This window comes from Streptomyces endocoffeicus (assembly GCF_016741935.1).
In the GTDB taxonomy this organism is placed as follows: Bacteria; Actinomycetota; Actinomycetes; order Streptomycetales; family Streptomycetaceae; genus Streptomyces; species Streptomyces endocoffeicus.
Genome location: NZ_JAERRG010000017.1, coordinates 104,973 through 129,418, shown reverse-complemented (window position 1 = coordinate 129,418; position 24,446 = coordinate 104,973). Strand labels below are relative to the sequence as shown.

At 70.1% G+C, this 24,446-nt stretch carries 23 protein-coding genes; 14 read left to right on the top strand and 9 right to left on the bottom strand.

The features are described 5' to 3' along the window. Positions 1 to 48: 48 nt before the first annotated feature. The 3 genes from JK364_RS34200 to JK364_RS34190 form a co-directional block, all read right to left on the bottom strand. Entirely contained in the window at positions 49 to 417 is a 369-nt protein-coding gene (locus tag JK364_RS34200; protein WP_201855240.1) for a DUF6113 family protein, read from the bottom strand. After that, positions 414 to 1,298, bottom strand: coding sequence for an N-acetyl-1-D-myo-inositol-2-amino-2-deoxy-alpha-D-glucopyranoside deacetylase (gene mshB / locus JK364_RS34195; RefSeq protein ID WP_201855239.1), 885 nt, complete (start codon positions 1,296 to 1,298; stop codon positions 414 to 416). The genes JK364_RS34200 and mshB overlap by 4 nt, the downstream gene beginning before the upstream one ends. 62 nt (positions 1,299 to 1,360) lie before the next feature. Further along, positions 1,361 to 1,555 (bottom strand): hypothetical protein, encoded by a 195-nt coding sequence (locus JK364_RS34190; protein ID WP_014054695.1) that lies wholly within the window; start codon positions 1,553 to 1,555, stop codon positions 1,361 to 1,363. A 320-nt stretch (positions 1,556 to 1,875) separates the two neighbouring features. Here JK364_RS34190 and JK364_RS34185 point away from each other — a divergent pair, with 320 nt between their 5' ends. Further along, complete coding sequence (locus tag JK364_RS34185; RefSeq protein ID WP_201855238.1) at positions 1,876 to 4,038, top strand: prolyl oligopeptidase family serine peptidase; 2,163 nt, start codon at positions 1,876 to 1,878, stop codon at positions 4,036 to 4,038. Positions 4,039 to 4,162: 124 nt separating this feature from the next. On the opposite strand, the gene JK364_RS34180 is transcribed toward JK364_RS34185, so the two are convergent. Beyond that, entirely contained in the window at positions 4,163 to 5,404 is a 1,242-nt protein-coding gene (locus tag JK364_RS34180) for a hypothetical protein (protein ID WP_201855237.1), read from the bottom strand. Between the two features lie 523 nt (positions 5,405 to 5,927). Between JK364_RS34180 and JK364_RS34175 the strand changes: the two genes are divergently transcribed. The 5 genes from JK364_RS34175 to JK364_RS34155 all read left to right on the top strand — a co-directional run bounded on the left by JK364_RS34175 (position 5,928) and on the right by JK364_RS34155 (position 12,141). After that, on the top strand, positions 5,928 to 6,935 hold the full coding sequence (locus JK364_RS34175; RefSeq protein ID WP_121824778.1) for an ABC transporter permease: 1,008 nt from the start codon (positions 5,928 to 5,930) through the stop codon (positions 6,933 to 6,935). 70 nt (positions 6,936 to 7,005) lie between these two features. After that, positions 7,006 to 8,808, top strand: a complete 1,803-nt coding sequence (locus JK364_RS34170) for an ABC transporter substrate-binding protein (RefSeq protein ID WP_307841459.1) — start codon at positions 7,006 to 7,008, stop codon at positions 8,806 to 8,808. A gap of 108 nt (positions 8,809 to 8,916) precedes the next feature. Then, positions 8,917 to 9,894: an ABC transporter permease gene (locus tag JK364_RS34165; protein ID WP_201855236.1), complete on the top strand. Its 978-nt coding sequence runs from the start codon at positions 8,917 to 8,919 to the stop codon at positions 9,892 to 9,894. Positions 9,895 to 9,913: 19 nt separating this feature from the next. Then, positions 9,914 to 10,984 (top strand): ABC transporter ATP-binding protein, encoded by a 1,071-nt coding sequence (locus JK364_RS34160; RefSeq protein WP_201855235.1) that lies wholly within the window; start codon positions 9,914 to 9,916, stop codon positions 10,982 to 10,984. 26 nt (positions 10,985 to 11,010) lie between these two features. Continuing rightward, positions 11,011 to 12,141: an ABC transporter ATP-binding protein gene (locus JK364_RS34155; protein ID WP_201855234.1), complete on the top strand. Its 1,131-nt coding sequence runs from the start codon at positions 11,011 to 11,013 to the stop codon at positions 12,139 to 12,141. 17 nt (positions 12,142 to 12,158) lie between these two features. Here the strand turns inward: JK364_RS34155 and JK364_RS34150 are convergent, their stop codons facing one another. After that, complete coding sequence (locus tag JK364_RS34150) at positions 12,159 to 12,953, bottom strand: GNAT family N-acetyltransferase (protein ID WP_307841458.1); 795 nt, start codon at positions 12,951 to 12,953, stop codon at positions 12,159 to 12,161. A gap of 166 nt (positions 12,954 to 13,119) precedes the next feature. Here JK364_RS34150 and JK364_RS55750 point away from each other — a divergent pair, with 166 nt between their 5' ends. After that, positions 13,120 to 13,248, top strand: a complete 129-nt coding sequence (locus JK364_RS55750) for a cittilin family RiPP precursor (protein WP_230992907.1) — start codon at positions 13,120 to 13,122, stop codon at positions 13,246 to 13,248. 80 nt (positions 13,249 to 13,328) lie between these two features. Further along, positions 13,329 to 14,648, top strand: coding sequence for a cytochrome P450 (locus JK364_RS34145; RefSeq protein ID WP_201855233.1), 1,320 nt, complete (start codon positions 13,329 to 13,331; stop codon positions 14,646 to 14,648). Positions 14,649 to 14,744: 96 nt separating this feature from the next. On the opposite strand, the gene JK364_RS34140 is transcribed toward JK364_RS34145, so the two are convergent. Continuing rightward, positions 14,745 to 15,758: an NADP-dependent oxidoreductase gene (locus JK364_RS34140; protein WP_201855232.1), complete on the bottom strand. Its 1,014-nt coding sequence runs from the start codon at positions 15,756 to 15,758 to the stop codon at positions 14,745 to 14,747. Positions 15,759 to 15,868: 110 nt separating this feature from the next. Between JK364_RS34140 and JK364_RS34135 the strand changes: the two genes are divergently transcribed. The 6 genes from JK364_RS34135 (at position 15,869) to JK364_RS34110 (ending at position 22,485) form a co-directional block, all read left to right on the top strand. After that, complete coding sequence (locus JK364_RS34135; RefSeq protein WP_201855231.1) at positions 15,869 to 16,414, top strand: TetR/AcrR family transcriptional regulator; 546 nt, start codon at positions 15,869 to 15,871, stop codon at positions 16,412 to 16,414. Positions 16,415 to 16,772: 358 nt separating this feature from the next. Next, positions 16,773 to 18,428 (top strand): peptide ABC transporter substrate-binding protein, encoded by a 1,656-nt coding sequence (locus tag JK364_RS34130; protein ID WP_372462036.1) that lies wholly within the window; start codon positions 16,773 to 16,775, stop codon positions 18,426 to 18,428. Between the two features lie 3 nt (positions 18,429 to 18,431). Continuing rightward, on the top strand, positions 18,432 to 19,355 hold the full coding sequence (locus tag JK364_RS34125; protein WP_201855230.1) for an ABC transporter permease: 924 nt from the start codon (positions 18,432 to 18,434) through the stop codon (positions 19,353 to 19,355). Next, positions 19,348 to 20,418: an ABC transporter permease gene (locus JK364_RS34120; protein ID WP_201855229.1), complete on the top strand. Its 1,071-nt coding sequence runs from the start codon at positions 19,348 to 19,350 to the stop codon at positions 20,416 to 20,418. Before JK364_RS34125 ends, JK364_RS34120 begins: the two co-directional genes overlap by 8 nt. Positions 20,419 to 20,420: 2 nt before the next feature. After that, positions 20,421 to 21,419: an ABC transporter ATP-binding protein gene (locus JK364_RS34115; protein WP_201855228.1), complete on the top strand. Its 999-nt coding sequence runs from the start codon at positions 20,421 to 20,423 to the stop codon at positions 21,417 to 21,419. Between the two features lie 40 nt (positions 21,420 to 21,459). Then, positions 21,460 to 22,485 carry an ABC transporter ATP-binding protein gene (locus JK364_RS34110; protein WP_201855325.1) on the top strand — a complete coding sequence of 342 codons (1,026 nt, stop codon included), beginning with the start codon at positions 21,460 to 21,462 and terminating at the stop codon, positions 22,483 to 22,485. Here the strand turns inward: JK364_RS34110 and JK364_RS34105 are convergent. From JK364_RS34105 to JK364_RS34095, 3 genes are all read right to left on the bottom strand, one after another. After that, the gene (locus JK364_RS34105) at positions 22,475 to 22,993 is read right to left on the bottom strand and encodes a hypothetical protein (RefSeq protein WP_201855227.1); all 519 of its coding nucleotides are present in this window, start codon (positions 22,991 to 22,993) and stop codon (positions 22,475 to 22,477) included. The two genes, JK364_RS34110 and JK364_RS34105, sit on opposite strands and share 11 nt — an antisense overlap. A 234-nt stretch (positions 22,994 to 23,227) precedes the next feature. Further along, on the bottom strand, positions 23,228 to 23,434 hold the full coding sequence (locus JK364_RS34100) for a DUF397 domain-containing protein (RefSeq protein WP_201855226.1): 207 nt from the start codon (positions 23,432 to 23,434) through the stop codon (positions 23,228 to 23,230). Positions 23,435 to 23,446: 12 nt separating this feature from the next. Next, positions 23,447 to 24,331: a helix-turn-helix domain-containing protein gene (locus tag JK364_RS34095; protein ID WP_201855225.1), complete on the bottom strand. Its 885-nt coding sequence runs from the start codon at positions 24,329 to 24,331 to the stop codon at positions 23,447 to 23,449. Positions 24,332 to 24,446: the final 115 nt, after the last annotated feature.

Below are 24,446 nucleotides of genomic sequence, written 5' to 3'. Positions count from 1 at the left end.
GTCCGATGGGCCTCCGAGTGCCGAGGACGTCGTGCCAAAAACGTCACGTCACTTACCAAGTCGGACCGGCGGGCCAGGAGGTTGCGGCACCAATGGCAGCGTGGCACACATCACACCGATGAACATCCCGCCGAGGAGGAAAGCGTACGACCCCAGCCCGGCGCCGAAAAGGAAATCCCCTTCCGGACGGGAGGAAGTGAGCAGCAACACGGCCACCGTCCAGGCCCCCGCGGGCACTCCGCCGCCCATCCGGGCGCCCATGGCCTTGACCCCGCCATAGCACAGCCCCGCGACCGCGAGCAGCGCGAGCAGCAACCCGCCGGGGAACCACGCCGCTTGGACCAGCGCGCCCGCGGCGCCGACCAGCGCCCCGGCCACGGCGAGCAGGGCGTATCCGCCCAGGCGCGGGGCCGTCATGCCGTCACCCCCGCGAACAGGTCGTCCTCGCGGTCCGCCCCGGCCTCGCCCTTGACGAGCTGATAGTGCTCGTGCAGGAACATCGGCTGGACCAGGTCGTTGGAGAGCGCGAAGAAGGGGCCGTCCACCGCGATCTGGCTGGTGTGGGCGCGCATCGCCGCGGCCTTCGCCCCGGTGTGGGGGACGCCGTCGATGAGCGCGGTGACGTCCGCGTCGTCCACGACCCCGGGGATGTCGTCCACCGTGGCGACGCCGGGGAAGAGGGAGTCACGGCCCTCGGCCCGCAGCTGGGCGAAGCCCTCCTCGACGGCCGAGCGCGGTACGCAGTTCCAGTAGACCTTCGCGATGTCGTGCGGCTCGCCGAGGTCGGGGCGGAAGCCGGGATCGGCGGCCAGCTCCACGGCGCGCATCGCCACGCGGTGCGCCTGGATGTGGTCGGGGTGGCCGTAGCCCCCATTGGTGTCGTACGCCACAAGGACCTGTGGCCGGATCTCGCGGACCACGGCCACCAGATGCCCGGCGGCCTCGTCCAGATCGGCCCGCCAGAAGCAGTCCGGCCGGTCGTTCTGCGGGGCGCCCATCATTCCGGAGTCGCGATAGCGGCCGGGCCCGCCCAGGAAGCGGTGGTCCCCGACCCCCAAGGCGTCCATGGCCGCGGCGAGTTCGCCGATCCGGTGCGGACCGAGCGCGTCGTCGCGGTCGGCGGCGAGATGCGCGAGGGCAGGCGGGATGACCTCGCCCTCCTCACCGAGGGTGCAGGTCACCAGGGTGACATGTGCGCCCTCGGCGGCATATTTCGCCATGGTCGCGCCGTTGTTGATCGACTCGTCGTCCGGATGTGCGTGCACGAGCAGCAGACGACGGGCGGGAAGAACGGTCATGGGCACAGCCTACGATTCGCACACACGTGCCCATGGGTCGCACACCCCGGCCCCGCTCGGGGTCAGATCTTCACGCCGCCGATCATGTCCGCCACGTTGGTGGTGAGGTCGTCGATCGTCGGAGCGACCGAGGAACTGGCCAGGTAGAAGCCGAGGAGGACACAGACGACCGCATGAACCGCCTTCAGTCCCGCCTTGTTCACGAGCATGAAGACGATGATCAGCAGCAGCACTGACACCGAGATCGAGAGCGCCACAGCGGCTCACCTCCAGTTACACGCACTCGGACGGACAACATATAGATGCCACAGGGGGGCTACCCACTATGCGCAATCGATCATAACTATGGCGGTGTGCACATGACTCGGTGCACGGGAGCATGACAGGGGCGCATGCCTGATCGCACGAACTTCCCGGCCCCGGGGGCTACTTCTCGTTGGTTATGCGCCATCTCGCCAACGCCCGGGGCCGCTTGGCACCGGCGCGGTCCCGGCCGGACCGTGCCAGGGGCAACACCCGCCCGGCCTACCGGTCCGTACCCTCCCTCGCGATGATCCGACAGCCGTACGCTCCCCCTATGACCGGACAGCTCTCGTTCCCACGGCAGCACGCGCGCACCCAACGTTTCACCCTCGGAACACCGAGGGCCCTCGCCGTGGCCCCCGACGATTCACGCGTCGCCTTCCTGCGCTCCCGCTCGGGCACCGACCGGACCGGCCTGCTGTGGGTGTACGACCTCGCAGAGCGGCGCGAGTACCCCGCCGCCGACCCGGCCGAGCTGCTCGGCGGCGCCGACGAGCAGCTGTCCCCCGAGGAGCGGGCGCGGCGCGAGCGCAGCCGCGAGGGGTCGGCCGGGGTGGTCGGCTACGCGGTGGACGCCGCGGTCGAGCGGGCCGCCTTCGCCCTCTCCGGGCGGCTGTTCACCACGGAGCTGCCCACGGGCACCACCCGCGAGCTGCGCGTCCCCGGCCCGGTCGTGGACCCGCGCCCCTCGCCCGACGGCCGCCACATCGCCTACGCGGCGGGCGGGGCGCTGCGGGTCACCGGCGCGGACGGCGAGGGGGACCGGGCGCTCGCCGAGCCGGAGGGGGACTCCGTCACCTACGGCCTCGCGGAGTTCATCGCGGCCGAGGAGATGGACCGCTCGCGCGGCTTCTGGTGGTCGCCGCGGAGCGACGCCCTGCTGGCCGCCAGGGCCGACGAGTCCCCCGTACGGCGCTGGTGGATCGCCGACCCCGCCCACCCCGGCCGGGAGCCCGCGGAGGTCGCCTATCCCGCCGCGGGCACCGCCAACGCGGAGGTGCGGCTGGTTCTGCTCGGTCTGGACGGCTCCCGTACGGAGATCGAGTGGGACCGGGAGCGCTATCCGTACCTCGCGCGGGTGCATTGGTCGGCCTACGGTCCGCCGCTGCTTCTGGTCCAGGCCAGGGACCAGCGCAGCCAGCTCTACCTGGCCGTGGACACCGACAGCGGCCGGACCAGCACGGTCCATGTGGACGAGGACGCGGTTTGGCTGGATCTTTTCCCCGGGGTGCCGGCCTGGACCGAAGACGGACGACTCGTCCGCGTCGCGGACGAAGGGGGCGCCCGGGTCCTGATGGTCGGCGACCGCAAGCTGACCTCCAGCGCCCTCCAGGTGCGCGCGGTCCTCGACATCGGCACGGACGACGTGCTGTTCTCCGCCTCCCCCGGGGCCGGTGCGCCGCTGCCCGAACAGCCGGGCGAGATCGCCGTCCACCGCGCCTGGTTCCGGGGCAGCGGCGACCAGGGCGGCTGGGAGCCGGTCGGCAAGCGGCCCTTCCCCGCGGTCCACTCCGCCGTGCGCGGCGGTGAGGTGATCGCGCTGTCGTACACGGGTCTCGAGCGGCCCGGCGTGAGCGTGGAGCTCCTCCGGCCCGCCGACCACGGTGCGGCCGAGCGCCTCGCCGAGCTCGACGCGTACCCGGAGCGGCCCGTCATCACCGCCCGCCCCGAGCTCGTCTTCGCGGGCAAGCGGGACATCCCGTGCGCCGTGCTGCTGCCGAGCGGCTATCAGGAGGGCGACGGACCGCTGCCGGTCCTGATGGACCCCTACGGCGGCCCGCACGGCCAGCGGGTGATCGCCTCACACAACGCCCATCTCACCTCGCAGTGGTTCGCCGACCAGGGCTTCGCGGTGGTCGTCGCCGACGGCCGCGGCACCCCCGGCCGCTCCCCCGCCTGGGAGAAGGCGGTGCGCGACGACCTGGCCGCGGTCACGCTGGAGGACCAGGTCGAGGCGGTGACGGCGCTCGCCGGGCGCTATCCGCTGGACCTCGGCCGGGTGGCCATCCGCGGCTGGTCCTACGGCGGCTATCTGGCCGCGCTGGCGGTGCTGCGCCGCCCCGATGTCTTCCACGCGGGCGTGGTGGGCGCCCCGGTGACGGACTTGCGGCTGTACGACACCCACTACACCGAGCGGTATCTGGGCCTGCCGGACGAACAGCCCGAGGTCTACGCGGCCAACTCGCTGGTGACCGACGAGGGGCTGTCCGGCGCGGCGGAGACCGTCCGGCCGATGATGATCATTCACGGTCTGGCGGACGACAACGTGGTGGCCGCGCACACCCTGCGGCTCTCCTCGGCGCTGCTGGCCGCGGGCCGTCCGCATGAGGTGCTGCCGCTGTCCGGGGTGACCCATATGACCCCGCAGGAGCAGGTCGCGGAGAATCTGCTCCTGCTTCAGGTGGACTTCCTCAAGCGGTCCCTCGGCCTTCGGTAGGCGCTGCGCTGGAAACGCCCCGACCTGCCGTCGATCGTCTGCGGCTGCGTCGTGGCTGGTCGCGCCCACGCGGCGGAGCCGCACATCGACACAGCCCCGCGCCCCTTCGGGGCGCGAACCGCCGTCACCAGCCCGGTGGCGGGGCCGGGGGTGCGGGCGGCGGCGGGGGTGCGGTGGGCGGGGTGCCGGGCGGCGGGGGCACCAGCGGCGGAGTGGCGGGCGGCGGCGGGGCGTAACCGCCGCTGCCGTAACCGCTGTTGCCATAGCCGCCGCCGTAGCCGCTGTTGCCGTAACCGCCGCCGTAGCCCCCGGCCCCGGAGCCGTCCCCGTAGCCCCCGGGCCCCTGGGGGTCGTAGCCCCCGTCATAGCTCCCGTCGTAGCCGCCATAGCCGCCGCCGTATGCCGGAGCGCCCCCGAGGCCTGCGGCGTCCTCGTCCACGCCCCGCCGCGCCAGCACGATCAGGGCGATCAGCCCCGCGATCGCCTCGAAGAAGCCGGTGAGCACACTGAGCACGCCCACCGTCGGCAGATCGCTGAGGTGGTCCACATAGTCCAGCTTGATGTAGAGCGATGCCTCGCTGATCCCCGTGACCGTGACCAGCGCCGCCGCCACCATCCCCAGCGGGCGCGCCAGCGGGGCGCGCGCGAGCGCGGCGGCCGCTCCGGCCAGACACAGCGCCACCGCCGCCCACGCGACCCAGGCACCGGGCGCCGAGAGCAGGGTGGGCAGCGTGTGCTTGCCGGTGAGCAGGTACTTGTAGATCTCCCAGCCGCGCTCCTGGGCCCAGTAGATCTGCCAGGCGGCCATGACGGCCCCGATGGCGCCCAGGAACAGCGCGCCGACGACCGCCGCCCCGGGCGCGGGGCGGCCCGGCGGCCGGTCGGCGGGCGAGACCGGCCGGCCGGGCTCGGCGGCGAGGTCGGCGGGGCGGCGGGCGGCGGCCACGACGGCCAGCAGCAGCCCCGCGAGCACCACCTGCGCCCAGGCGCTGGCATTCGCCCGGGTCTTCAGGTCGCCGGGGATGCCCTGGAGCCAGTCGGAGTTCAGGTTCCACAGGCTGGGCAGGCGCACCGCGACGGTCACCACCGCGACCGCGCCGAGCGCGCCCGCGGCGGCCGGTGAGCGCAGGGCGGTGATCCCGACGACCGCGTAGACCAGCAGCAGCGCGAGGTCGAGCAGGGAGGAGCCGAAGATCCCGCCGGTGGCCCGGAACGGCAGCCCCGCCCAGGTCCACCACAGATGGTTCGCCTCATCGGCCTTGTCCAGGTCGTGGATGATCCATCCCAGCGAGATCAGCCCGAGAACCGCGCAGACGAGCGCCCCGAAGACGCGCGCTCCGCTGTTGAGTATCCGTCCCTGCCCCATAGCCGTAGGTCTCCCCCGCCTCGCACCCCGGGCAACCGTCGCGGGCCGAAGAAAAATACGGATCGTGGAAGAAAAATGCGGATCGTGACCGTCCGGAGACCGCCGGGAGACATGACCGGCCGAACCCCCCGAAGTGGTGCGACCGGCCGGGGCGGCATCGCGCGCCCCGGCCGGTCCACGGCACCCGCACGGCCGTACGCAGTTCAGCCTGACGCGTCCGTATATCGGTGTTGCGACAGATGAGTTGCCGGTGTGTTAACGCGATTCCTGCCCATAGTCCACGCTTTGTCCCCCATGGGGGATCTCTGTCAAGCACGCCCGGACCTCGATCTGCCAAATGTTCGCTCAAGGTTCGAATGAGCGGCACATCCACCCTCCCCGGACCCTTGACTGTGCCGTTCCCCGATTGCGAAAGTCCGCTCAACCCGACACGCATGCACCACCCTGGCGAGCGGGCGGCGGCATGACGCGCATAGACAACGCGAGTTGACGGTGTGACACCAGTGCGGGGGGACGCTACGCGATGACGAGTCCATCCCAGACCGGCGTGGTCGAGAAGACCGCACCGGGCGGCACGGAGGGCGAGGCGCCGGCCGGTCTGGCGCCCCGCCAGCTGATGTGGCGGCGCTTCAGACGCGACCGCACCGGTGTGATCTCCGCGTGCGTGGTGGTTTTCTTCTTCGCCGTCGCCGTGCTGGCGCCGGTGATCGCCTGGCTGTACGGCAAGGATCCGTACACCACCTACGGACTGGACCGGCCCGAGCTGCTGGACCCCCTCACCGGCTATCCGATGAAGCCCAACGGCGGCATCGACGGCGAGTTCTGGTTCGGCGTCGAGCCCAAGCTGGGCCGCGATGTGCTGACCCAGCTCGTCTACGGCATCCGCACCTCGCTGCTGATCGGGCTGGCCGCGACCGTGCTGTCCACGCTCACCGGCATCGTGATCGGCGTGGTGGCGGGCTATACGGGCGGCCGCACCGACTACTTCCTCGGCCGCCTCATCGATCTGCTGCTGTCCTTTCCGCAGCAGCTGTTCTTCGTCGCCTTCATGCCGGTGGTCACCGCGCTGTTCGTCAGCCCGCAGAAGGAGACGCCCACCTATTTCCGGGTGACGGCCCTGGTGATGGTGTTGTGGCTGCTGGGCTGGATGCAGCTGGCCCGGCTGCTGCGCGGCCAGGTGCTGTCCCTGAGGGAGCGTGAGTTCGTCGAGGCCGCCAGGGTGACCGGCGCCTCGCCGTGGCGGATCGTCCGCAAGGAGCTGCTGCCCAACCTGGTCACGCCCATCCTGGTGCAGTCCACGCTGATGCTGCCGAACTTCGTGACGACGGAGGCGGCGCTGTCCTTCCTCGGTGTCGGCGTGGTGGAGCCGACCCCCGACTGGGGCCGGATGTTCGCCAAGGGCGCGAACTTCTACGAGGGCGACATCACCTACATGTTCTTCCCCGGCATCGCCATGGTGGTCTTCGTGGTCGCCTTCAACCTGCTCGGGGACTCGGTCCGGGACGCGATGGACCCCAAGACCACGCGGTGACCGGGGGGCCGGCGGGCCCAAGGCAGTGAACGGCAAGTCTTCCGTCCGATGAGGCAGGTGCAGTGGCAACGTGAACATCGAAGAACGGTCGAAGAAGAGTCGCAGAGCCCGTACCTACGCCGTCGCCCTGGCCGCGGGGGCCCTGGCGCTCGCGGGGTGCAGCAGCGGTGGCGGTGGCTCGAACCCCAAGGATTCGAACGAGCCCAAGATGGAGTCCCAGGACATCACCCTCGGCACCGCCGCCGACTCCACCGGACCGGCCAAGGACCTGCCGGGCGCCAAGAAGGGCGGCACCGTCACGGTGCTGCAGCGGGACGCCTTCGAGCATCTGGACCCGGGGCAGATCTATGTCAGCGATGAGCTGATCATGCAGACGCTCTTCAACCGGACGCTGACGAACTACCAGTTCGACGACAAGACGGGCAAGGCCAAGCTGGTCGGCGACCTCGCCACCGACACCGGCAAGTCCTCCGACGGCGGCCGCACCTGGACGTACACCCTCAAGGACGGGCTGAAGTTCGAGGACGGCTCGCCCATCACCTCCAAGGACGTCCGGCACGCCGTCGAGCGGCTTTACGCGCCGTTCGAGGCCGCCGGGCCGACCTATCTCCAGCAGTGGCTCTCCGGTGAGGGCCAGAAGTACCGCAAGGCGCTTCCGGACGGCCCCTACAAGGGCAAGCACCTGCCCAAGTCGGTGCTGGACACCCCGGACGACAAGACCATCGTCTTCCACTTCGACCAGCCGCGCGCCGAGGTGCCGTTCGCGGTCGCCATGCCGAACATCGGCGCGGTGCCGCCGGGCAAGGACACCAAGCAGAAGTACGACAAGGCCCCGCTGGCCTCCGGCCCGTACAAGATCCGGAACTTCAAGCCGGGCAAGGGCATCCAGTTCGTCAAGAACGACCAGTGGGACCCCAAGACCGACTCGATACGCCATCAGTACGTGAACACCTTCGACGTCTCCTTCGGCCATCAGTGGGTGGACTCCACCCGCCGGCTCCAGGCGAACAAGGGGGCCGACCGGACCGGGATGACGTTCACCAACGCGGTGGACCCCTCGCAGATCTCCACGGTCCTCAAGGACAAGGAGGCGATGTCCCGGTCGCTGACCGAAACGCAGCCCTATGTGGATGTCGTCTCGATCAACACCGATCGGGTCAAGGACAAGAAGGTGCGCGAGGCGATCGCCTGGGCCTTCCCCAGCGGTCAGTACCTCCAGCAGTTCGGCGGTCCGAAGGCCGGTGAGATCGGCGGCGGGCTGGTCGGCCCCACGCTCAAGGGCTACGACCCCAAGTTCGACCCGTTCCAGAAGAAGAAGTACCCCGGCGGCAACGCCAAGAAGGCCAGGGAGCTGCTGAAGGAGGCGGGCAAGGAGAACTACGAGCTCGTCTACGCCTACGGCAACGGCGACACCCACCAGGACGCCTCGGTGGTCGTCCAGCAGGCCCTGGAGCGGGCCGGGTTCAAGGTGCAGAAGAAGGAGATCGACCAGTCGACCTATTACACCCAGATCGGAAAGGTCAAGAACAAATTCGACCTGTACCGGTCCTCGTGGGGTGCCGACTGGCCGTCCGCCTCGACCGTGGTGCCGCCGGTGTACGGCGGCGAGAACGTCTACGACGACTCCGCGAACTACTCGCACCTCAACGTCCCGTCGGTCAACGACGAGATCGGCAAGGTCACGAAGGTCAGCGATCTGAGCCGGGCCACCTCGGATTGGATCAAGCTCAGCGAGAAGATCCTCACCGATGACATCCCCGCCGTCCCGACCTTCTACAACCGGCTGTTCACCCTCTGGGGCTCGGGTATCGGCGGAGTGAAGTTCAACACGGTCTACGGCGCCGTGGACCCGACGGCCGTCTTCATCAAGTAGCCGTCTTCGCCACGTAGCCGCGGCCGCACCCAGGCAGCGCGGCACCCGGCCGCGTCCGCTCCGGCGGACGCGGCCGGGACCCGCCCCTAGCGGAAGATCACCGACGTCATGTTGAGATTCCTCGCCCGCCGGTCCCTCGGCGCGATCGTGATCCTGATCCTGATCAGCGCGATCACGTTCTTCCTCTTCTTCGCCCTGCCCGCCGAACCGGCCCGGCTCGCCTGCGGCAAGAACTGCGACCCCACCTCGCTCGCCATGATCAACAAGAATCTGGGCCTGGACCAGCCGGTGCCGGTCCAGTACTGGAAGTTCATGGTGGGGATCGTCGCCGGGCGGGACTTCGCCGTGGGGCACTGCGCGGCACCCTGCTTCGGCTACTCCTTCGTCAGCCAGGAGCCGGTCTGGAGCACCATCGTCGACCGCTTCCCGACCACCCTCTCGCTCGCCGTCGGCGGCGCCGCCGTCTTCCTGGTCTGCGGGATCGGCATCGGCATGATCGCGGCCTGGCGGCGCGGCACCTGGATCGACAAGTTCTTCAGCTCGCTGTCGCTGCTCGGCGCATCGATGCAGATCTACTTCGTCGGGGTGCTCGCCCTGGCCTGGTTCGTCAGCGGGCTGGGCATCATGGACCAGCCCGCCTACTACCCCTTCACCGAGAATCCGGCGAAGTGGTTCAGCGGGATGCTGCTGCCCTGGGTGGTGCTCTCGCTGATCTTCATGGCCAACTACAGCCGGATGACCCGCTCCCAGATGGTCGAGCAGCTGCAGGAGGACCATGTCCGCACGGCGAGGGCCAAGGGGCTCTCCAGCCGCACGGTCTTCTTCCGCTACGCCTGGCGCGGCGCCATCGCCCCCATCATCACCATCTTCGGCATCGACCTCGGATCGCTCCTCGGCGGGGCCATGGTCACCGAGTACACCTTCACCCTGCACGGCATCGGACGGCTGGCGGTGGAATCCGTCCAGCTCACCGATCTGCCGATGCTGATGGGCGTGATGCTGGTCAGCTCCGCGGCCATCGTGGTGTTCAACATCCTGGTCGACGCCGCCTACGCCTTCATCGACCCGCGCGTGCGCCTCGCCTGACAGACCCGGAGCTGCCGAGATGACCACACTCACCAAGCCCGACGACGGCGCGACGCCGCCACCGGCCCCCGGCGGCGGCGCCTTCCTGTCCGTACGCGATCTGTACGTCCGGTTCGCCACCGAGGACGGGATCGTCAAGGCCGTCGACGGCCTCTCCTTCGACCTCGAACGCGGCCGGACGCTCGGCATCGTGGGCGAGTCCGGCTCCGGGAAGTCCGTCACCAACCTCACCGTCCTGGGCCTGCACGACCCGCGCACCACCACCGTCAGCGGCGAGATCCTGCTGGACGGGCAGGAGCTGACCGGCGCGCCGGAGCGCACCCTGGAGCGGCTGCGCGGCAACACCATGGCGATGATCTTCCAGGACCCGCTGACCGCCCTGTCGCCGTACTACACCGTGGGCCGCCAGATCGCCGAGCCGTACCGCAAGCACACCGGCGCCTCCAAGAGCGAGGCCCGCTCCCGGGCGATCCAGATGCTGGAGAAGGTCGGCATCCCCAACCCGCGGCTGCGGGTGGACGACTATCCGCACCAGTTCTCCGGCGGGATGCGGCAGCGCGCGATGATCGCGATGTCGCTGGTCTGCGACCCCGACCTGCTGATCGCCGACGAGCCGACCACCGCCCTCGACGTCACCGTCCAGGCCCAGATCCTCGACCTGCTCAAGGACCTCCAGCAGGAGTTCGGCTCCGCGATCATCCTCATCACCCATGACCTGGGCGTGGTGGCCAACACCGCCGACGATCTGCTGGTGATGTACGCGGGCCGGGCCGTGGAGCGCGGTACGGTCCGCGAGGTGCTGCGGGCGCCCCAGCACCCGTACACCTGGGGGCTGCTGAGCTCCATGCCGCGGCTGACCTCCGCCGTGGACGAACCGCTGAGCCCCATCCCCGGCTCCCCGCCGAGCCTGCTCAGCCCCCCGCCGGGCTGCCCCTTCCACCCGCGGTGCCGCTACACCGACCAGGTGTCGGGCGACCGCTGCGCCACCGAGCGGCCGTCGCTGCCGGACGGCCGCGGCGCCGCCTGCCATCTGGGCGCCGAGCGGAAACAGACCCTCTTCACCGAGCAGATCAAGCCCCGGCTGGGCTAGGGACCAGGGCTTAGGAGCGCTGACGCATGAGCATCGAGTCGGGTACACCCGAACCCCTCCTGGTCACCGAGCGGCTGACCAAACACTTCCCGATCATGGGCGGCTTTCCGTTCAAACGGAAGGTCGGGGCCGTGCAGGCGGTGGACGGGGTCGATCTGACCGTGCACGCCGGGGAGAGCTTCGGGCTGGTCGGCGAGTCCGGCTGCGGCAAGTCCACCACGGGCCGGCTGCTGACCCGGCTGCTGGAACCCACCAGCGGCACCATCACCTACCGGGGCCGGGACATCACCCGCGCGGGCCGCAAGGAGCTCGCCCCGATCCGCTCCGAGATCCAGATGATCTTCCAGGATCCGTACTCCTCGCTGAACCCCCGGCAGACCGTCGGCACCATCATCTCCGGCCCCATGGAGATCAACGGCATCGATCCGCCGGGCGGCCGCGAGGCCCGGGTGCGCGAACTGCTGGAGATCGTGGGCCTCAACCCCGAGCACTACAACCGCTTCCCGCACGAGTTCTCCGGCGGCCAGCGCCAGCGCATCGGCGTGGCCCGCGCGCTCGCCCTGGAGCCCAAGCTGATCGTCGCCGACGAGCCGGTCTCGGCACTGGACGTCTCCATCCAGGCGCAGGTCGTCAATCTGCTCCAGAAACTCCAGCGGGAGCTGGGCATCGCCTTCCTGTTCATCGCCCATGACCTCGCCGTCGTACGCCACTTCTCGCAGCGCGTCGCCGTGATGTACCTGGGCAAGGTGGTCGAGGTGGGCGACCGCGAGTCCATCTACCACCGCCCCCGCCACCCGTACACCCACGCACTGCTGTCCGCGGTGCCGGACGCGGCGGTGGTGATGGCCGAGGAGGCCGAGGACGGCCCGGACGCCGCGGGGACCACCCGCCGCGAGCGCATCCGGCTCGCCGGGGACGTCCCCTCCCCCATCAACCCGCCCTCCGGCTGCCGCTTCCGCACCCGCTGCTGGAAGGCCCAGGACAAATGCGCGCGGGAGGAGCCGCCGCTCATCCGCCTGGACGGCAACCGCGAGGGCCACCTGTCCGCCTGCCACTTCCCCGAGGACCCGACGCTCGAGGCCCGCGAGGAGGACGTGGTGCTGGACCCGGCGCTCATCGCGGCGGAGTCGGAGGCCCCGCCGCACAAGGAGCCGTAACAAGCTGAACCAGGGCCTCAGAACCGCGAGAAGGAATGCACCCGCCCGACGGCGGTGAACCCGCGGCGGCCGTACCAGCGCAGCGGCCAGTCGTCCTGGTCGGCGACGAGGAACCGCAGCGCGCACCCCGCGGCGGCCGCGCGGCGCAGCGCGTCGGCCAGGACGGCGTCGGCGTAGCCGCGGCGCAGATACGGCTCGGCGGTCGCCACCTCCTCGATCTGGGCGACCCCGGCGGAGGGCTCCAGATACAGATCGGCCCAGGAGGCGATCTCGCCGCTGTCGTCATGGGCGGCGAGGAAGAGCACCTCCTCGGCCCCGGCCCGCCGGGCGGCGCGCCGGTCCACGAGGTCGTGCACGGTCTTCTCGTCCGCGTCCGGCATCCACCGCCACTGCTGCGCCGTCACCGCCCGCCGCAGCGGCCCGTGCGGATCCGGCCCCAGCTCCCGCTCCACCACATCGGCCGCCCCGGCCGCCGGCACCGGCCCGGTGTGGACCATCAGCACCTCGGTGACATGGGTGTACCCGGCCCGTTCGAGCGCGGGCACAGCGATCAGGCCCAGGGCCTCGTCATGGACCGTGATCCGGCGGTGCGGCAGGAAGGCCATGACCTCATCGGCGAGCGCGGGCAGCCCCTCGGGATCGGCGGGCCCGGTGATATGGAGCTGATTGTGCTCATGGGAGCGTTCGTACTCCCGGTGCAGCACCAGAAAACCGCCCGGCACCTCCCGCACTTCACCGGCCTGTCGGCGGGCGAAGGAGATCCGGAAGTCGATGATGCGCTGAAGGTCGTTCTGCGGGTCGTTCTGCGACACGTCGTGATCATAAGCGAACTCACACAATGAAGCGCCTTTCGATAACTGGTAAACGCGGATAACCCACCGGGTAAAAGGAATTAAGCGATCCACTACCTTCTGATGGAAATTGTCAACTCTTGATAGTTCTGCGGCGGATATTTACTGTCTAGCGCATGTCGGCACAGTGGCCTCACTGCGTCCGGCCCCCAACGAGAGGGAGGTGTTCGCCATGCGCAAGCTGATCCTCACCGGAGCGCTCTTCGCCCGGCTCACTCGTAAGGACCGTCTCACGCTGCCTTACTCGTACTACTAAACCGGCGCGGGAGAGCAGGCGGTGGCCGCGGCGTTCGATGCCGCGGCCACCGCCGTCGGCCACGATCCGAGGGGACGTCCATGACCGCCGCTCCTTACCGCACCGACCTGCCGGGCCCCGCCGGGGACAAATACCTCGGCAATCTGCACGCCTTCTCCTCCGATCCGCTGAGCTTTCTGACCGACTGTTCGCGCCGGTACGGCGACGTGGTCCGGCTCGGCGAGAACAACGTGCTGCTGACCGACCCCGGCGACGTGGAGAAGATGCTGGTCGACCGGGACTCCCTGTTCTCCAAGGCCAGTGCGGACACCCGGCGCGGCTCGCGGCGGCAGGGCTTTCCGCACTCCACCATGAACAGCGACGGCGACCGGTGGAAGGCGAAACGGCACCGGCTGCAACCGGCGTTCGGGCGGTCGCTGTCCACCCGGGCGGCCGAAATCGTCGACGCCCAGGGCGAGAAGCTGCTGCGCACCTGGCGCCCCGGCCAGGCCCGTACGCTCCAGGACGACATCGCCGTGGTGACCCTGCGGCTGGTCACCCAGCTGATGTTCGGGGACGAGTTCAGCGATCGGGACACCGCCGAAGTGGCCCGGCTGGTGGCGCCCATCATGGACCTGTCGACCTCGCCCGTGCTGCTGCCCGAGTGGGTGCCGACCCCGCGCAAGCTGCGCATCCGCCGCTCGATGGCCCGCATCGACCGCACCCTGCACGCCCTGGCCGTCTCCCCCGCCGCGAACGACCCGGAGCGCGCTCCCGTGCTGCACGCCCTCGTCCACGGCGCCCCCGCCCCCTCACCCGAGGAACTCCGGGACGAGCTGGCCACCTTGATCATGGCGGGCTTCGAGACCACCAATGACGCGGTGGTCTGGACGAGCGTCCTGCTGGCCCGGCACCCCCGGATCGCCGAGCGGGTGCGGGCCGAGGCCGACGCCGCCTTCGCCACCACCCCCGCCGGGCTGTCCCGGATGGAGGCCCTGCCCTACACCCACGCCGTCGTCCGCGAGGCGCTGCGCCTGTACCCGCCGGTCTGGCTGACCAGCCGGGACGCGAGGGAGGACCTCGACTTCGGCGGCTATCTCATCCCCGCCGGGACCACCGTCACCGTCAGCCAGTGGGTGGCCCACCGCGATCCGCGCTTCTGGGAGGAGGCCGAGGCGTTCCGCCCCGAGCGCTGGCTGGGCGACGGCCCCTCCTCGGTGCCCCGCGGCTCGTACTTCCCCTTCGGGCTCGGCCCGCGCGTCTGTGTGGGAGCCGCCGTGGCCACCACCGAGACCGTCCACCTGGTGGCCGACATCTGGCGCCGCTTCCGGCTGGAGCTGACCACCCCGGACCACGTCCACCCCCGCCCGGCCCTCGCCCTCCAGCCGGTCGGCGTCGAGGTGGCCCCGCGTCCCTGGTGACCCTCTTGCGGGTGAACCCCACCCGCTCAAGACCGCCCGGGACCCCTCCCGAGCAGCGATGCCTCCGCCTTCGCCACGCGGCCGAACGGCTCGCTCCTAGGCGACCGTGAGCACGATCTTGCCTTGGATATGCCCTCGGGCGGCGCGTTCGTGCGCCGCTCGGGCATCGGCGAGCGGAAACGTGCTGTCCACCGCGACGCGAACCGTGCCCGCGTCGAGCAGGAGCCCCAGTTCGGCGAGTTGCGCACCGCTCGAGCGGACCTGGGTGGCCGTGACCGTGACGCCCAGCTTCGCGTTCTCCTCGTCGTCGAACTCGCCGAAGTACACCGGGTAGAGGGACCCGCCGCGCCTGAGGGTGCGCAGGAAGCGCCTGCTGTCGGGGCCGCCGACGGTGTCCAGGACGAGATCGACGTCACGGGCGGCCGCCTCGGGCCGGTCCTTGGTGTAGTCGATGAACTCGTCGGCGCCGAGCTCGCGCAGGAACGTCTCATGGGCGCCGGAGGCCACGGCGATGACGCGGGCCCCCTTCCACTTGGCCAGCTGGAGAGCGAGGTGCCCCACGCCACCGGCGGCGCCGTTGATGAGCACCGTGCTCCCGCCGTCGAGTGCCATCGGACGGTGCCGGGCCTCCTGGAACGGCGAGGGATGGTCGTGCCCGAGCTCGATCAAGTACTGCCACGCCGTCAACCCCGACATGGGCAGCCCGGCGGCCCGCACATGGTCGACGGCGGCCGGCTTGCGGGCGAGGTCGGACGCCGGCGCGGTGACGTACTCGGCGTACGCGCTGCCCTGGAGGGCGGTGGGGAAGCGCAGCAGGCCGATCACCTCGTCTCCGGCCGCGAAGCCGGTGACATCGGGGGCGACGGCCGCCACGACGCCCGAGACGTCGGTCCCCGGAATCAGGGGGAGCTCGAACGGGGGCTTGAGCTCGGGAGGTACGTCGGGCATTCCCTCGCGCGCGTACCAGTCGGGAGGGTTGATACCGACCGCGTGCACGCGGACGAGCACCTCGCCCGGCCCCGGTACGGGGACCGGCGCCTCCTCATGACGCAGCACCTCGGGGCCGCCGAAGTCGTGCAGCCGGATCGCCCGCATCGTGTGTGTCGACATTATTTTCTCCTGCCCCTGCCAGGGGATACGCTGAACGGATCAGTGGTCCATATATCCGAACCACTGATCCGAATATATGGACCACTGGTCCGGATAGTCAAGAGGGGCAGATGCGGGCCGACGCCAAGAAGAACCGTGACCACCTGCTCGCAGTCGCGGGCACCGTCCTCACCGAGCAGGGCGTCGACGCGTCGCTGCGCGACATCGCACGCAAGGCCGGTGTGGGGCTCGCGACGCTGCTCCGGCACTTTCCGACGCGCGAGGCGCTGCTGGAGGCCCTGCTCCACACGAGCTTCGACGAGCTGACGACAAGGGCGGGCGAACTCGAAACGGCGGGCTCGCCCGAAGACGCTCTCGTTTCGTGGCTGCGCGACTGCGTCGCGTGGACAACCGAGTACCGGGGCGTGACCGTGCTGATGGCAGCCGCCATCGAGGACACCGAATCCGCACTCCACGCTTCGTGCGTCACCTTGCGCGCGGCCGGTACGCGGCTCCTCGCCCGTGCCCAGGCCGCGGGCACGGCGCGGACCGACATCGATGGCACCGATCTCTTCGCGCTGATCGCGGCCCTCGCCTGGCTCGGCGATCAACCCTCGCTCGCGTCGCGCGCCGATCACCTCTTCGATGTGGTCGCGAGCGCGATCCTGACGAAGTGACGTTCCCCGAGGCCGGTCTCGGCACGGTCGGTCTCGCCACGGTCGGTCTCGCCACGGTGGGCGGCGGTCAGCGCAGGTCGCGGAAGCGACGCCCGATGGCACACCTACTTCCCTCCCCTCCGGCCTCGCCACCCCGGACAGCGGTCATCGACGTGCGCCGTCGCCCCGGCGGATGTCAGATGGGCCTAGGTGGAGTCCGACGGATCTTGCCGCCTGCGGCGGGCTAGTCCCCTCCCCGCCCCTTCCCGAAACCAGGGGCCTCGCCCCTGGACCCCGGGGTCTGGGAGGCGGAGGGAGGGGGAGAGATCCGCCGGATGCCCCGTAAGGCCGATCTTGGACCGGATCGTCGGGAGGCGCCATGCGTCGCGGAGCCCCGTATCCCCTGCGCGCCCGGCATTCCGTACGCGCCGTCGTTCTGATCGTTACGGCCGCGACCACCGCGACCACCATGACCGCCTGCGGCGGCGGGGGCGGCGGTTCCGACGCCGGTGTCGTCCGGTCCTCCTGGGGCGATCCCCCCAACCCGCTGGAGCCCGCCAACACCAATGACGTCCAGGGCGGCAAGGTCCTCGACATGATCTTCCGGGGGCTCAAGCGCTACGACCCGAGGACCGGCGAGGCCAAGAACGCGCTCGCGGAGCGGATCGAGAGCTCCGACCAGCGGAACTACACCATCACCCTCAAGAAGGGCCGGCGGTTCGCCAATGGGGAGAAGGTCACCGCCGCGTCCTTCGTGAACGCCTGGAACTACGGCGCCCGGATCGACCACAAGCAGCGCAACGCCTACTTCTTCGAGTACATCGAGGGCTATGACAAGGTCCACCCCGCCTCCGGCGGCGCCCCCACCGCCAAAGCCCTCTCCGGGCTGCGGGTCAGAAACGACCGGACCTTCACCGTCCGGCTCAGCCAGAAGTTCTCCACCTGGCCCAAGACCCTCGGCTACAACGCCTATGTGCCGCTGCCCCGGGCGTTCTTCGAGGACCACGCCGCCTGGCTGAGGAAGCCCATCGGCAACGGCCCGTACCAGGTGCGGTCGTACGCCAAGGGCTCGGTGATGAAGCTGCGCGCCTGGGACGGCTACCCCGGCCCGGACAAGGCCCGTAACAAGGGCGTCGACCTGCGCGTCTACACGGACAGCAACACCGCCTACACCGATCTCCAGGCGAGCAATCTCGATCTGGTCGACGATGTCCCGGCGCAGCAGCTGAAGTTCGTCCGCTCCGATCTCGGAAACCGCTACATCAACCAGCCCGCCGGGATCATCCAGACCCTCACCTTCCCGATGTACGACCGCACCTGGAGCGGCCCGGCGAAGGCCAAGGTCCGCCGGGGCATCTCGATGGCGATCAACCGCGCACAGATCACCGAGCGGATCTTCCAGGGCACCCGCACCCCCGCGACCGACTGGACCTCGCCGGTGCTGCGCCGCCAGGGCGGCTATCAGCCGGGGCTGTGCGGGGACGCCTGCCGCTACGACCCGGTCCGGGCGCGCAAGCTGATCAAGGCGGGCGGCGGGCTGCCCGGCGGCCGGATGACGATCACGTACAACGCCGACACCGGCTCCCACAAGGACTGGGTGGACGCGGTCTGCAACAGCGTCAACACCGTGCTGCGGAACGACCGGGCCTGTGTCGGCAAACCGGTCGGCACCTTCGCCGACTACCGCAACAAGATGGCGGGGAAGAAGATGACCGGGCCGTTCCGGGCCGGCTGGCAGATGGACTATCCGCTGATCCAGAACTTCCTCCAGCCGCTGTACTACACCGGCGCCTCCTCCAACGACGGCCACTTCAGCGACACCGGCTTCGACCGGCTGGTCAACCAGGCCAACGCCGCCTCCGCCGACGGCCGGGCCGTCGCCGGTTTCCGGGACGCGGAGAAGATCCTCGCCGAGCGGATGCCCGCGATCCCGCTGTGGTACCAGAACGGCAGCGCGGGCTATTCGCGGCGGCTCAGCGAGGTGGCGCTCAATCAGTTCAGCGTGCCGGTCTACTCGCAGATCAGGGTCGGCTGAGCCATGGGCCGCTATGCGCTGCGGCGGCTGCTGCAGATGATCCCGGTCTTCATCGGCTCCACGTTCCTGATCTTCTTCATGGTGTACGCGCTCGGCGACCCGGTGGCCGCGCTCTTCGGCGACAAGGCCCCCGACCCCGCCACCGCCGCCCGGATCCGTAAGGACCTCTATCTGGATGAGCCGCTGTGGCGGCAGTACGCGCACTACATGGGGCAGATCTTCAGCGGCCACTTCGGTACGGCCTTCAACGGGCAGCCGGTGACCGAGCTGATGGCGAGCGCGTTCCCCGTCACCCTCCGGCTCACCCTCGTCGCGGTCGCCTTCGAGATGGCGCTGGGCCTCACCCTGGGCGTCCTGAGCGGGCTGCGCCGGGGCCGGGGTCTTGACACCTCGGTGCTGCTGCTCACCCTCGTCGTGGTCTCGGTCCCGACGTTCGTCAGCGGCACGGTGCTGCAGTATCTGTTCGGCGTGAGCTGGGGCTGGGCCAGGCCGTCGGTCTCCCCGGAGGCGCCGCTGAACGAGCTGCTGCTGCCCGGGGTGGTGCTGGGGCTGGTGTCGCTCGCGTACACCACCCGTCTCACCCGTACCTCCATCGTGGAGAACGCCCGCGCCGACTACGTCCGCACCGCCGTCGCCAAGGGGCTGCCGCGCCACCGGATCGTCACCCGCCATCTGCTGCGCAACTCGCTGATCCCGGTGGTGACCTTCATCGGCACGGACATCGGAGCGCTCATGGGCGGGGCCATCGTCACCGAGCGGATCTTCAACATCCACGGCGTGGGCTACCAGCTCTACCAGGGCATCCTGCGCCAGAACTCGCCGACCGTCGTCGGCTTCGTGACCGTCCTGGTGATCGTCTTCCTGCTCGCCAATCTGCTCGTCGACCTCCTCTACGCCGTGCTCGACCCGAGGATCCGGTATGCCTGAGCCCTTTGACCCGCGCTATGACATGACCGAGGCGATCGCACCGGCCGGCGGCCGTGGTGGTGGTGGTGGCGGTGGTGGCGGTGTCGGTGGTGGTCCGATGGACCTCCCCGCCTCCGGCCCCCAGCCCCTGAAGGGCGGGCCACGGCGCGGCCCCTGGCGCCTCGCGCTCCCCTGGCGCGGGGAGCCCGGCCGCCGCTCCGGCGGACCGGCCGCGCCCACCGGACGGGGGCTGTGGACCGACGCCTGGCACGATCTGCGCCGCAACCCGGTCTTCGTCGCCTCCGCACTGATCATCGTCTTCCTCGTCCTGATCGCGATCTGGCCGCAGCTGATCGCGAGCGGAAACCCGTACCACGGCGACCTGGCCAGGGCGCAGGACGGCCCGGCCCCCGGCCACCCCTTCGGCTACGACCTCCAGGGCCGCGATGTCTACACCCGCACGGTCTACGGCGCCCGCGCCTCCATCACCGTCGGCATCTGCGCCACTCTCGGCGCGGCGCTGCTGGGCAGCGTGCTGGGCGGGCTCGCCGGGTACTTCGGCGGCTGGTGGGACACGCTGCTCTCGCGGATCGCCGATGTCTTCTTCGGCATCCCGATCCTGCTGGGCGGGCTGGTCTTCCTGTCGGTGGTCACCAGCGGCTCGGTCTGGCCGGTGGTGGGCTTCATCGTGCTGCTGGGCTGGCCGCAGATCTCCCGGATCGCGCGCGGCTCGGTGGTGACCGTCAAGGAACACGACTACGTGCAGGCGGCGCGGGTGCTCGGCGCGAGCAGCGGCCGGACGCTGCTGCGCCATATCGCGCCCAACGCCGTGGCGCCCGTGATCGTCGTCGCGACCATCGCACTGGGCACCTACATCTCGCTGGAGGCCACGCTGTCGTTCCTCGGCGTGGGGCTCAAACCGCCCACCGTCTCCTGGGGGATCGACATCTCCTCGGCCGCGACCCAGATCCGCAACGCCCCGCACATGCTGCTGTGGCCGGCCGGGGCGCTGTCCATCACGGTGCTCGCGTTCATCATGCTCGGCGACGCGGTGCGCGACGCCCTCGACCCCAAGCTGCGCTAGCCATGGCGGCCCGCCTGCTGGACGTACGGGACCTGCGCGTGGAATTCCGCACCCGGGACGGGATCGCCGAGGCCGTCGGCGGCGTCTCGTACGCCGTCGACGCCGGTCGGACGCTGGCCGTGCTGGGCGAGTCGGGCTCCGGCAAGTCGGTGACCGCCCAGGCGGTCATGGGCATCCTCGACTCCCCACCCGGCCGGGTCACCGGCGGCCAGGTGCTGTTCCGGGGGCGGGACCTGCTGACCATGGGCGCGGAGGAGCGCCGCCGGATCCGGGGCGCCGCGCTGGCGATGATCTTCCAGGACGCGCTCTCCGCCCTCAACCCGGTGCTTCCCGTGGGCGCCCAGCTCGCCGAGATGTACGAGGTGCACCGCGGGATGTCCCGCAGGGACGCCCGGCGGCGGGCCGTCGAGCTGATGGACCGGGTCCGCATCCCGGCGGCGGGGCAGCGGGCCGGGGACTATCCGCATCAGTTCTCCGGCGGGATGCGCCAGCGCATCATGATCGCCATGGCGATGGCGCTGGAGCCGGACCTGATCATCGCCGACGAGCCGACGACCGCGCTGGACGTCACCGTTCAGGCCCAGGTCATGGAGCTGCTCGCGGAGTTGCGCCGGGAGTACGCGATGGGGCTCGTCCTCATCACCCATGACCTGGGCGTGGTCGCGGACGTGGCCGACACCATCGCCGTGATGTACGCGGGCCGGATCGTGGAGACCGCGCCGGTGCGCGACCTCTACCGCCGCCCCGCCCACCCGTACACCCGCGGACTGCTGGACTCCGTGCCGCGCGTGGACGACCGCGGCGAGCGGCTCTACGCGATCAAGGGCGCGCCGCCCAGCCCGCTCGCCCTGCCCTCCGGCTGTCCCTTCCACCCTCGCTGCCCGCGTGCCCAGGAGGTCTGCCGCGTCGAACGGCCGCCGCTGTACGAGGTGACGGCGGACGCCGGGGCCGACGGACGGACCAGCGCCTGCCACTTCTGGAAGGAGGAGCTGCATGCCTGAGCTCATGCCCGAGCCCATGCCTGAGCACATGCCTGAGCACATGCCTGAGCCCGATGAGCCGGTCCTGGAGGTCCGCGACCTGGCCAAGCTCTATCCCCTGACCCAGGGCGTGGTGTTCAAGCGGCGGATCGGCGCGGTCCGGGCGGTCGACACGGTCTCCTTCGCCCTGCGGCGCGGGGAGACCCTCGGCATCGTCGGCGAGTCCGGCTGCGGCAAGTCCACCGTCGCCAAGCTGCTGGTCAGCCTCGAACGGCCGACGGCCGGGACGATCCACTACCGGGGCGAGGACATCACCCGGCTGTCGGGCCGGGCGCTGCGTGCCGTCCGCCGCAACATCCAGATGGTCTTCCAGGACCCGTACACCTCGCTCAACCCCCGGATGACGGTGGGCGACATCATCGGGGAGCCCTTCGAGATCCACCCCGAGGCGGCCCCGAAGGGCAACCGGCGGCGGGCGGTCCGGGACCTCCTGGACGTGGTGGGGTTGAACCCGGAACACATCAACCGCTATCCGCACCAGTTCTCCGGCGGCCAGCGCCAGCGCATCGGCATCGCCCGGGGACTGGCGCTACGACCGGAGATCATCGTCGCGGACGAACCGGTCTCGGCGCTGGACGTCTCCGTCCAGGCGCAGGTGGTCAACCTGATGGAGACCCTCCAGGACGAGTTCGACCTGTCCTACGTCTTCATCGCCCACGACCTGTCGGTGGTCCGCCATATCTCCGACCGGGTGGCCGTGATGTACCTGGGCCGGTTCGCCGAGACGGGCACCGGCCGGGAGATCTACGACCACCCGACGCACCCCTACACCCAGGCCCTGCTGTCGGCCGTCCCGGACCCCGACCCGGAGCCGCGCGCCCGCCCGACCCGCATCCTCCTGACGGGCGACGTCCCCTCCCCGGCCAACCCGCCCTCCGGCTGCCGCTTCCGCACCCGCTGCTGGAAGGCCCAGGAGCGCTGCGCGACGGAGGTGCCGGTGCTGGCGGTGCCGACGGGCCTGGCGGGCCCCGCCGCCCACGCCTCGGCGTGCCACTTCGCGGAGGAGCGCGCGGAGGTCAGGGCATGATGTCGAAGATGCTCGCGCCGGACCCGCGTCCCACCGCGCCGCCCTGCCCTGGTCGCTCCCGGTGCACCGGGTGGACACGCAGCTGAACTTGGGGCGCGAACGCCTGGACTGCGGCGGTGAGCCTGGCCTGATCGACCTTCCAGAGGACGATGCGCCGACTGTTCCTGACGACCTCGTACTCGAGGTGCGGAGCGAAACCCGCGGCGAACTGCTGGGTGAGCTTCCGGTTGGGGCCAGGAGGGGCGGGAACGCCCGGCCGCAGCTTCAGACTTATGTACGGTACCGGCTTCTCCGTGCGGGTTTGCGTGGCCCACACCACGACGGCTTCGATGTCCCGCCACGGCACGACGGCCAGGAACCGGTTGTACCGCAATGCGGCGCCGCCCAGGGCGATACCGGACTCATCGGCTCGGAAGGCCACCAGTCGCTTCCAGCCGGCACCCGAGAAGAGCTGAAGGGGCGTGCGGGTGTAGTACTCCTGATAGACCGGTGAGTGAGGGGCAGTCATGCCACGACCCTACGAGGTACAGCGCGGCACCGTCTCGCGCCTTCGGCGCATTTGAGCATGGGTCGGGGGGTGGGGGGCCAGGCGCCGCCGCCGGGCGCCGGGCTCTGGGGGTGAGCGTTGGTGGCGGCGCCGGTGCTCGGAGACCGAGGCCGTCGCCGGACCGCCGGACCGGCTCCCGATTGCCCGGGGTGGGGTACCCCTCTGGAAAACGTTTGACAAATTAGTTGCGCCAGATCAAGCATTCCCGGAAGGGCGGTCGAATGCCCCCGCCTTCGCGGCCCGCAGAAACGCGCGGAGCGCGGCGGGGGTCGTGGATATGACGACCTCCGGGTCGTCGCTCTCGCGGAGGCGAGGGGTGCCGACGGAGTCGGCGGCGAGTTCGACACACGTGTCGGTGTGGCCCTCGCTGAAGCTCGACTTCCGCCACCTGAGCTGAGACATGTGTGCGCCTTCCTAGAGCAGGGGATAGAGGAGCCGCTGGATCAACCCCAGCGAGTCCTTCACGCCATGCGCCTCCGGCGAAACCGTCGCATCGACAGGAGGCAACGCCACTTCGCACATAGTAGCGAAAACCTCGTTGTATCGAGCGATCGCGGCATTCTCGCCCAGGTAGAGCGACTGCTCGATGTGCGGCACGATCACCGTGCTCAACTCCGCCACGCTGGGCCGGATCAGCGTGAAGGACGTACCAAACGGGACCGGGCCATCGAACGGGAGGACCTGGACCGTGACGTTGGGGAGCCGGGACAGTTCGATCAGCCGCAGCAACTGGGTGCGCATGATGTCGCGACGATTCAACGTGGTGTGCAAGGCGGCCTCATGGACCACCGCATGGAACTGAGGAGGCTGCTCGCCGACGAGCACCTTCTGGCGCTCCAGGCGGAACTCGACGGACGAGTTGTTGTCCTCGCGTGACGCGGGGACGTACCCGGCTTGGTGGATCGCCGCCGAGTACTCTCGGGTCTGCAGCAGCCCCGGCACGAACATTGGCTCGTAGCAGAGCATCGCATCGGCACCGGCCTCCAACTCGGCCGTGTCCATGCGTGAGACGGGCACTTTGTCGCGATACGCACTCCACCAGCCTTTGCCCGACGCCTGGCCCATCGCTACAAGCGCGTCAACGTAGGTTGTGCTTTCACACCCTACGGCTCCGGCCAGGGCGCGTAGCCGCTCAGGCGATAGGCCAGTACGTCCGGACTCAACGTTGCTGATATGCGACTGGTTCATGCTCATCGCCGCGGCGCTTTGGCCAACGCTTAGGCCAGCACGTTCGCGCAGCCTGCGAACCTCAGCCCCGAAGCGTCGCTGGCGATACGTAGGGTTAACCCGAAGCCCCATACGCCCTCCTTCGTCATGGACAGTGCGACCACTCAACCACGAAGCGTGCCGATTGTGTCGTGAATTGGCAACCTATCGCGCTACGTTACGTATGGCGCCAGTCACAGTAGGCATT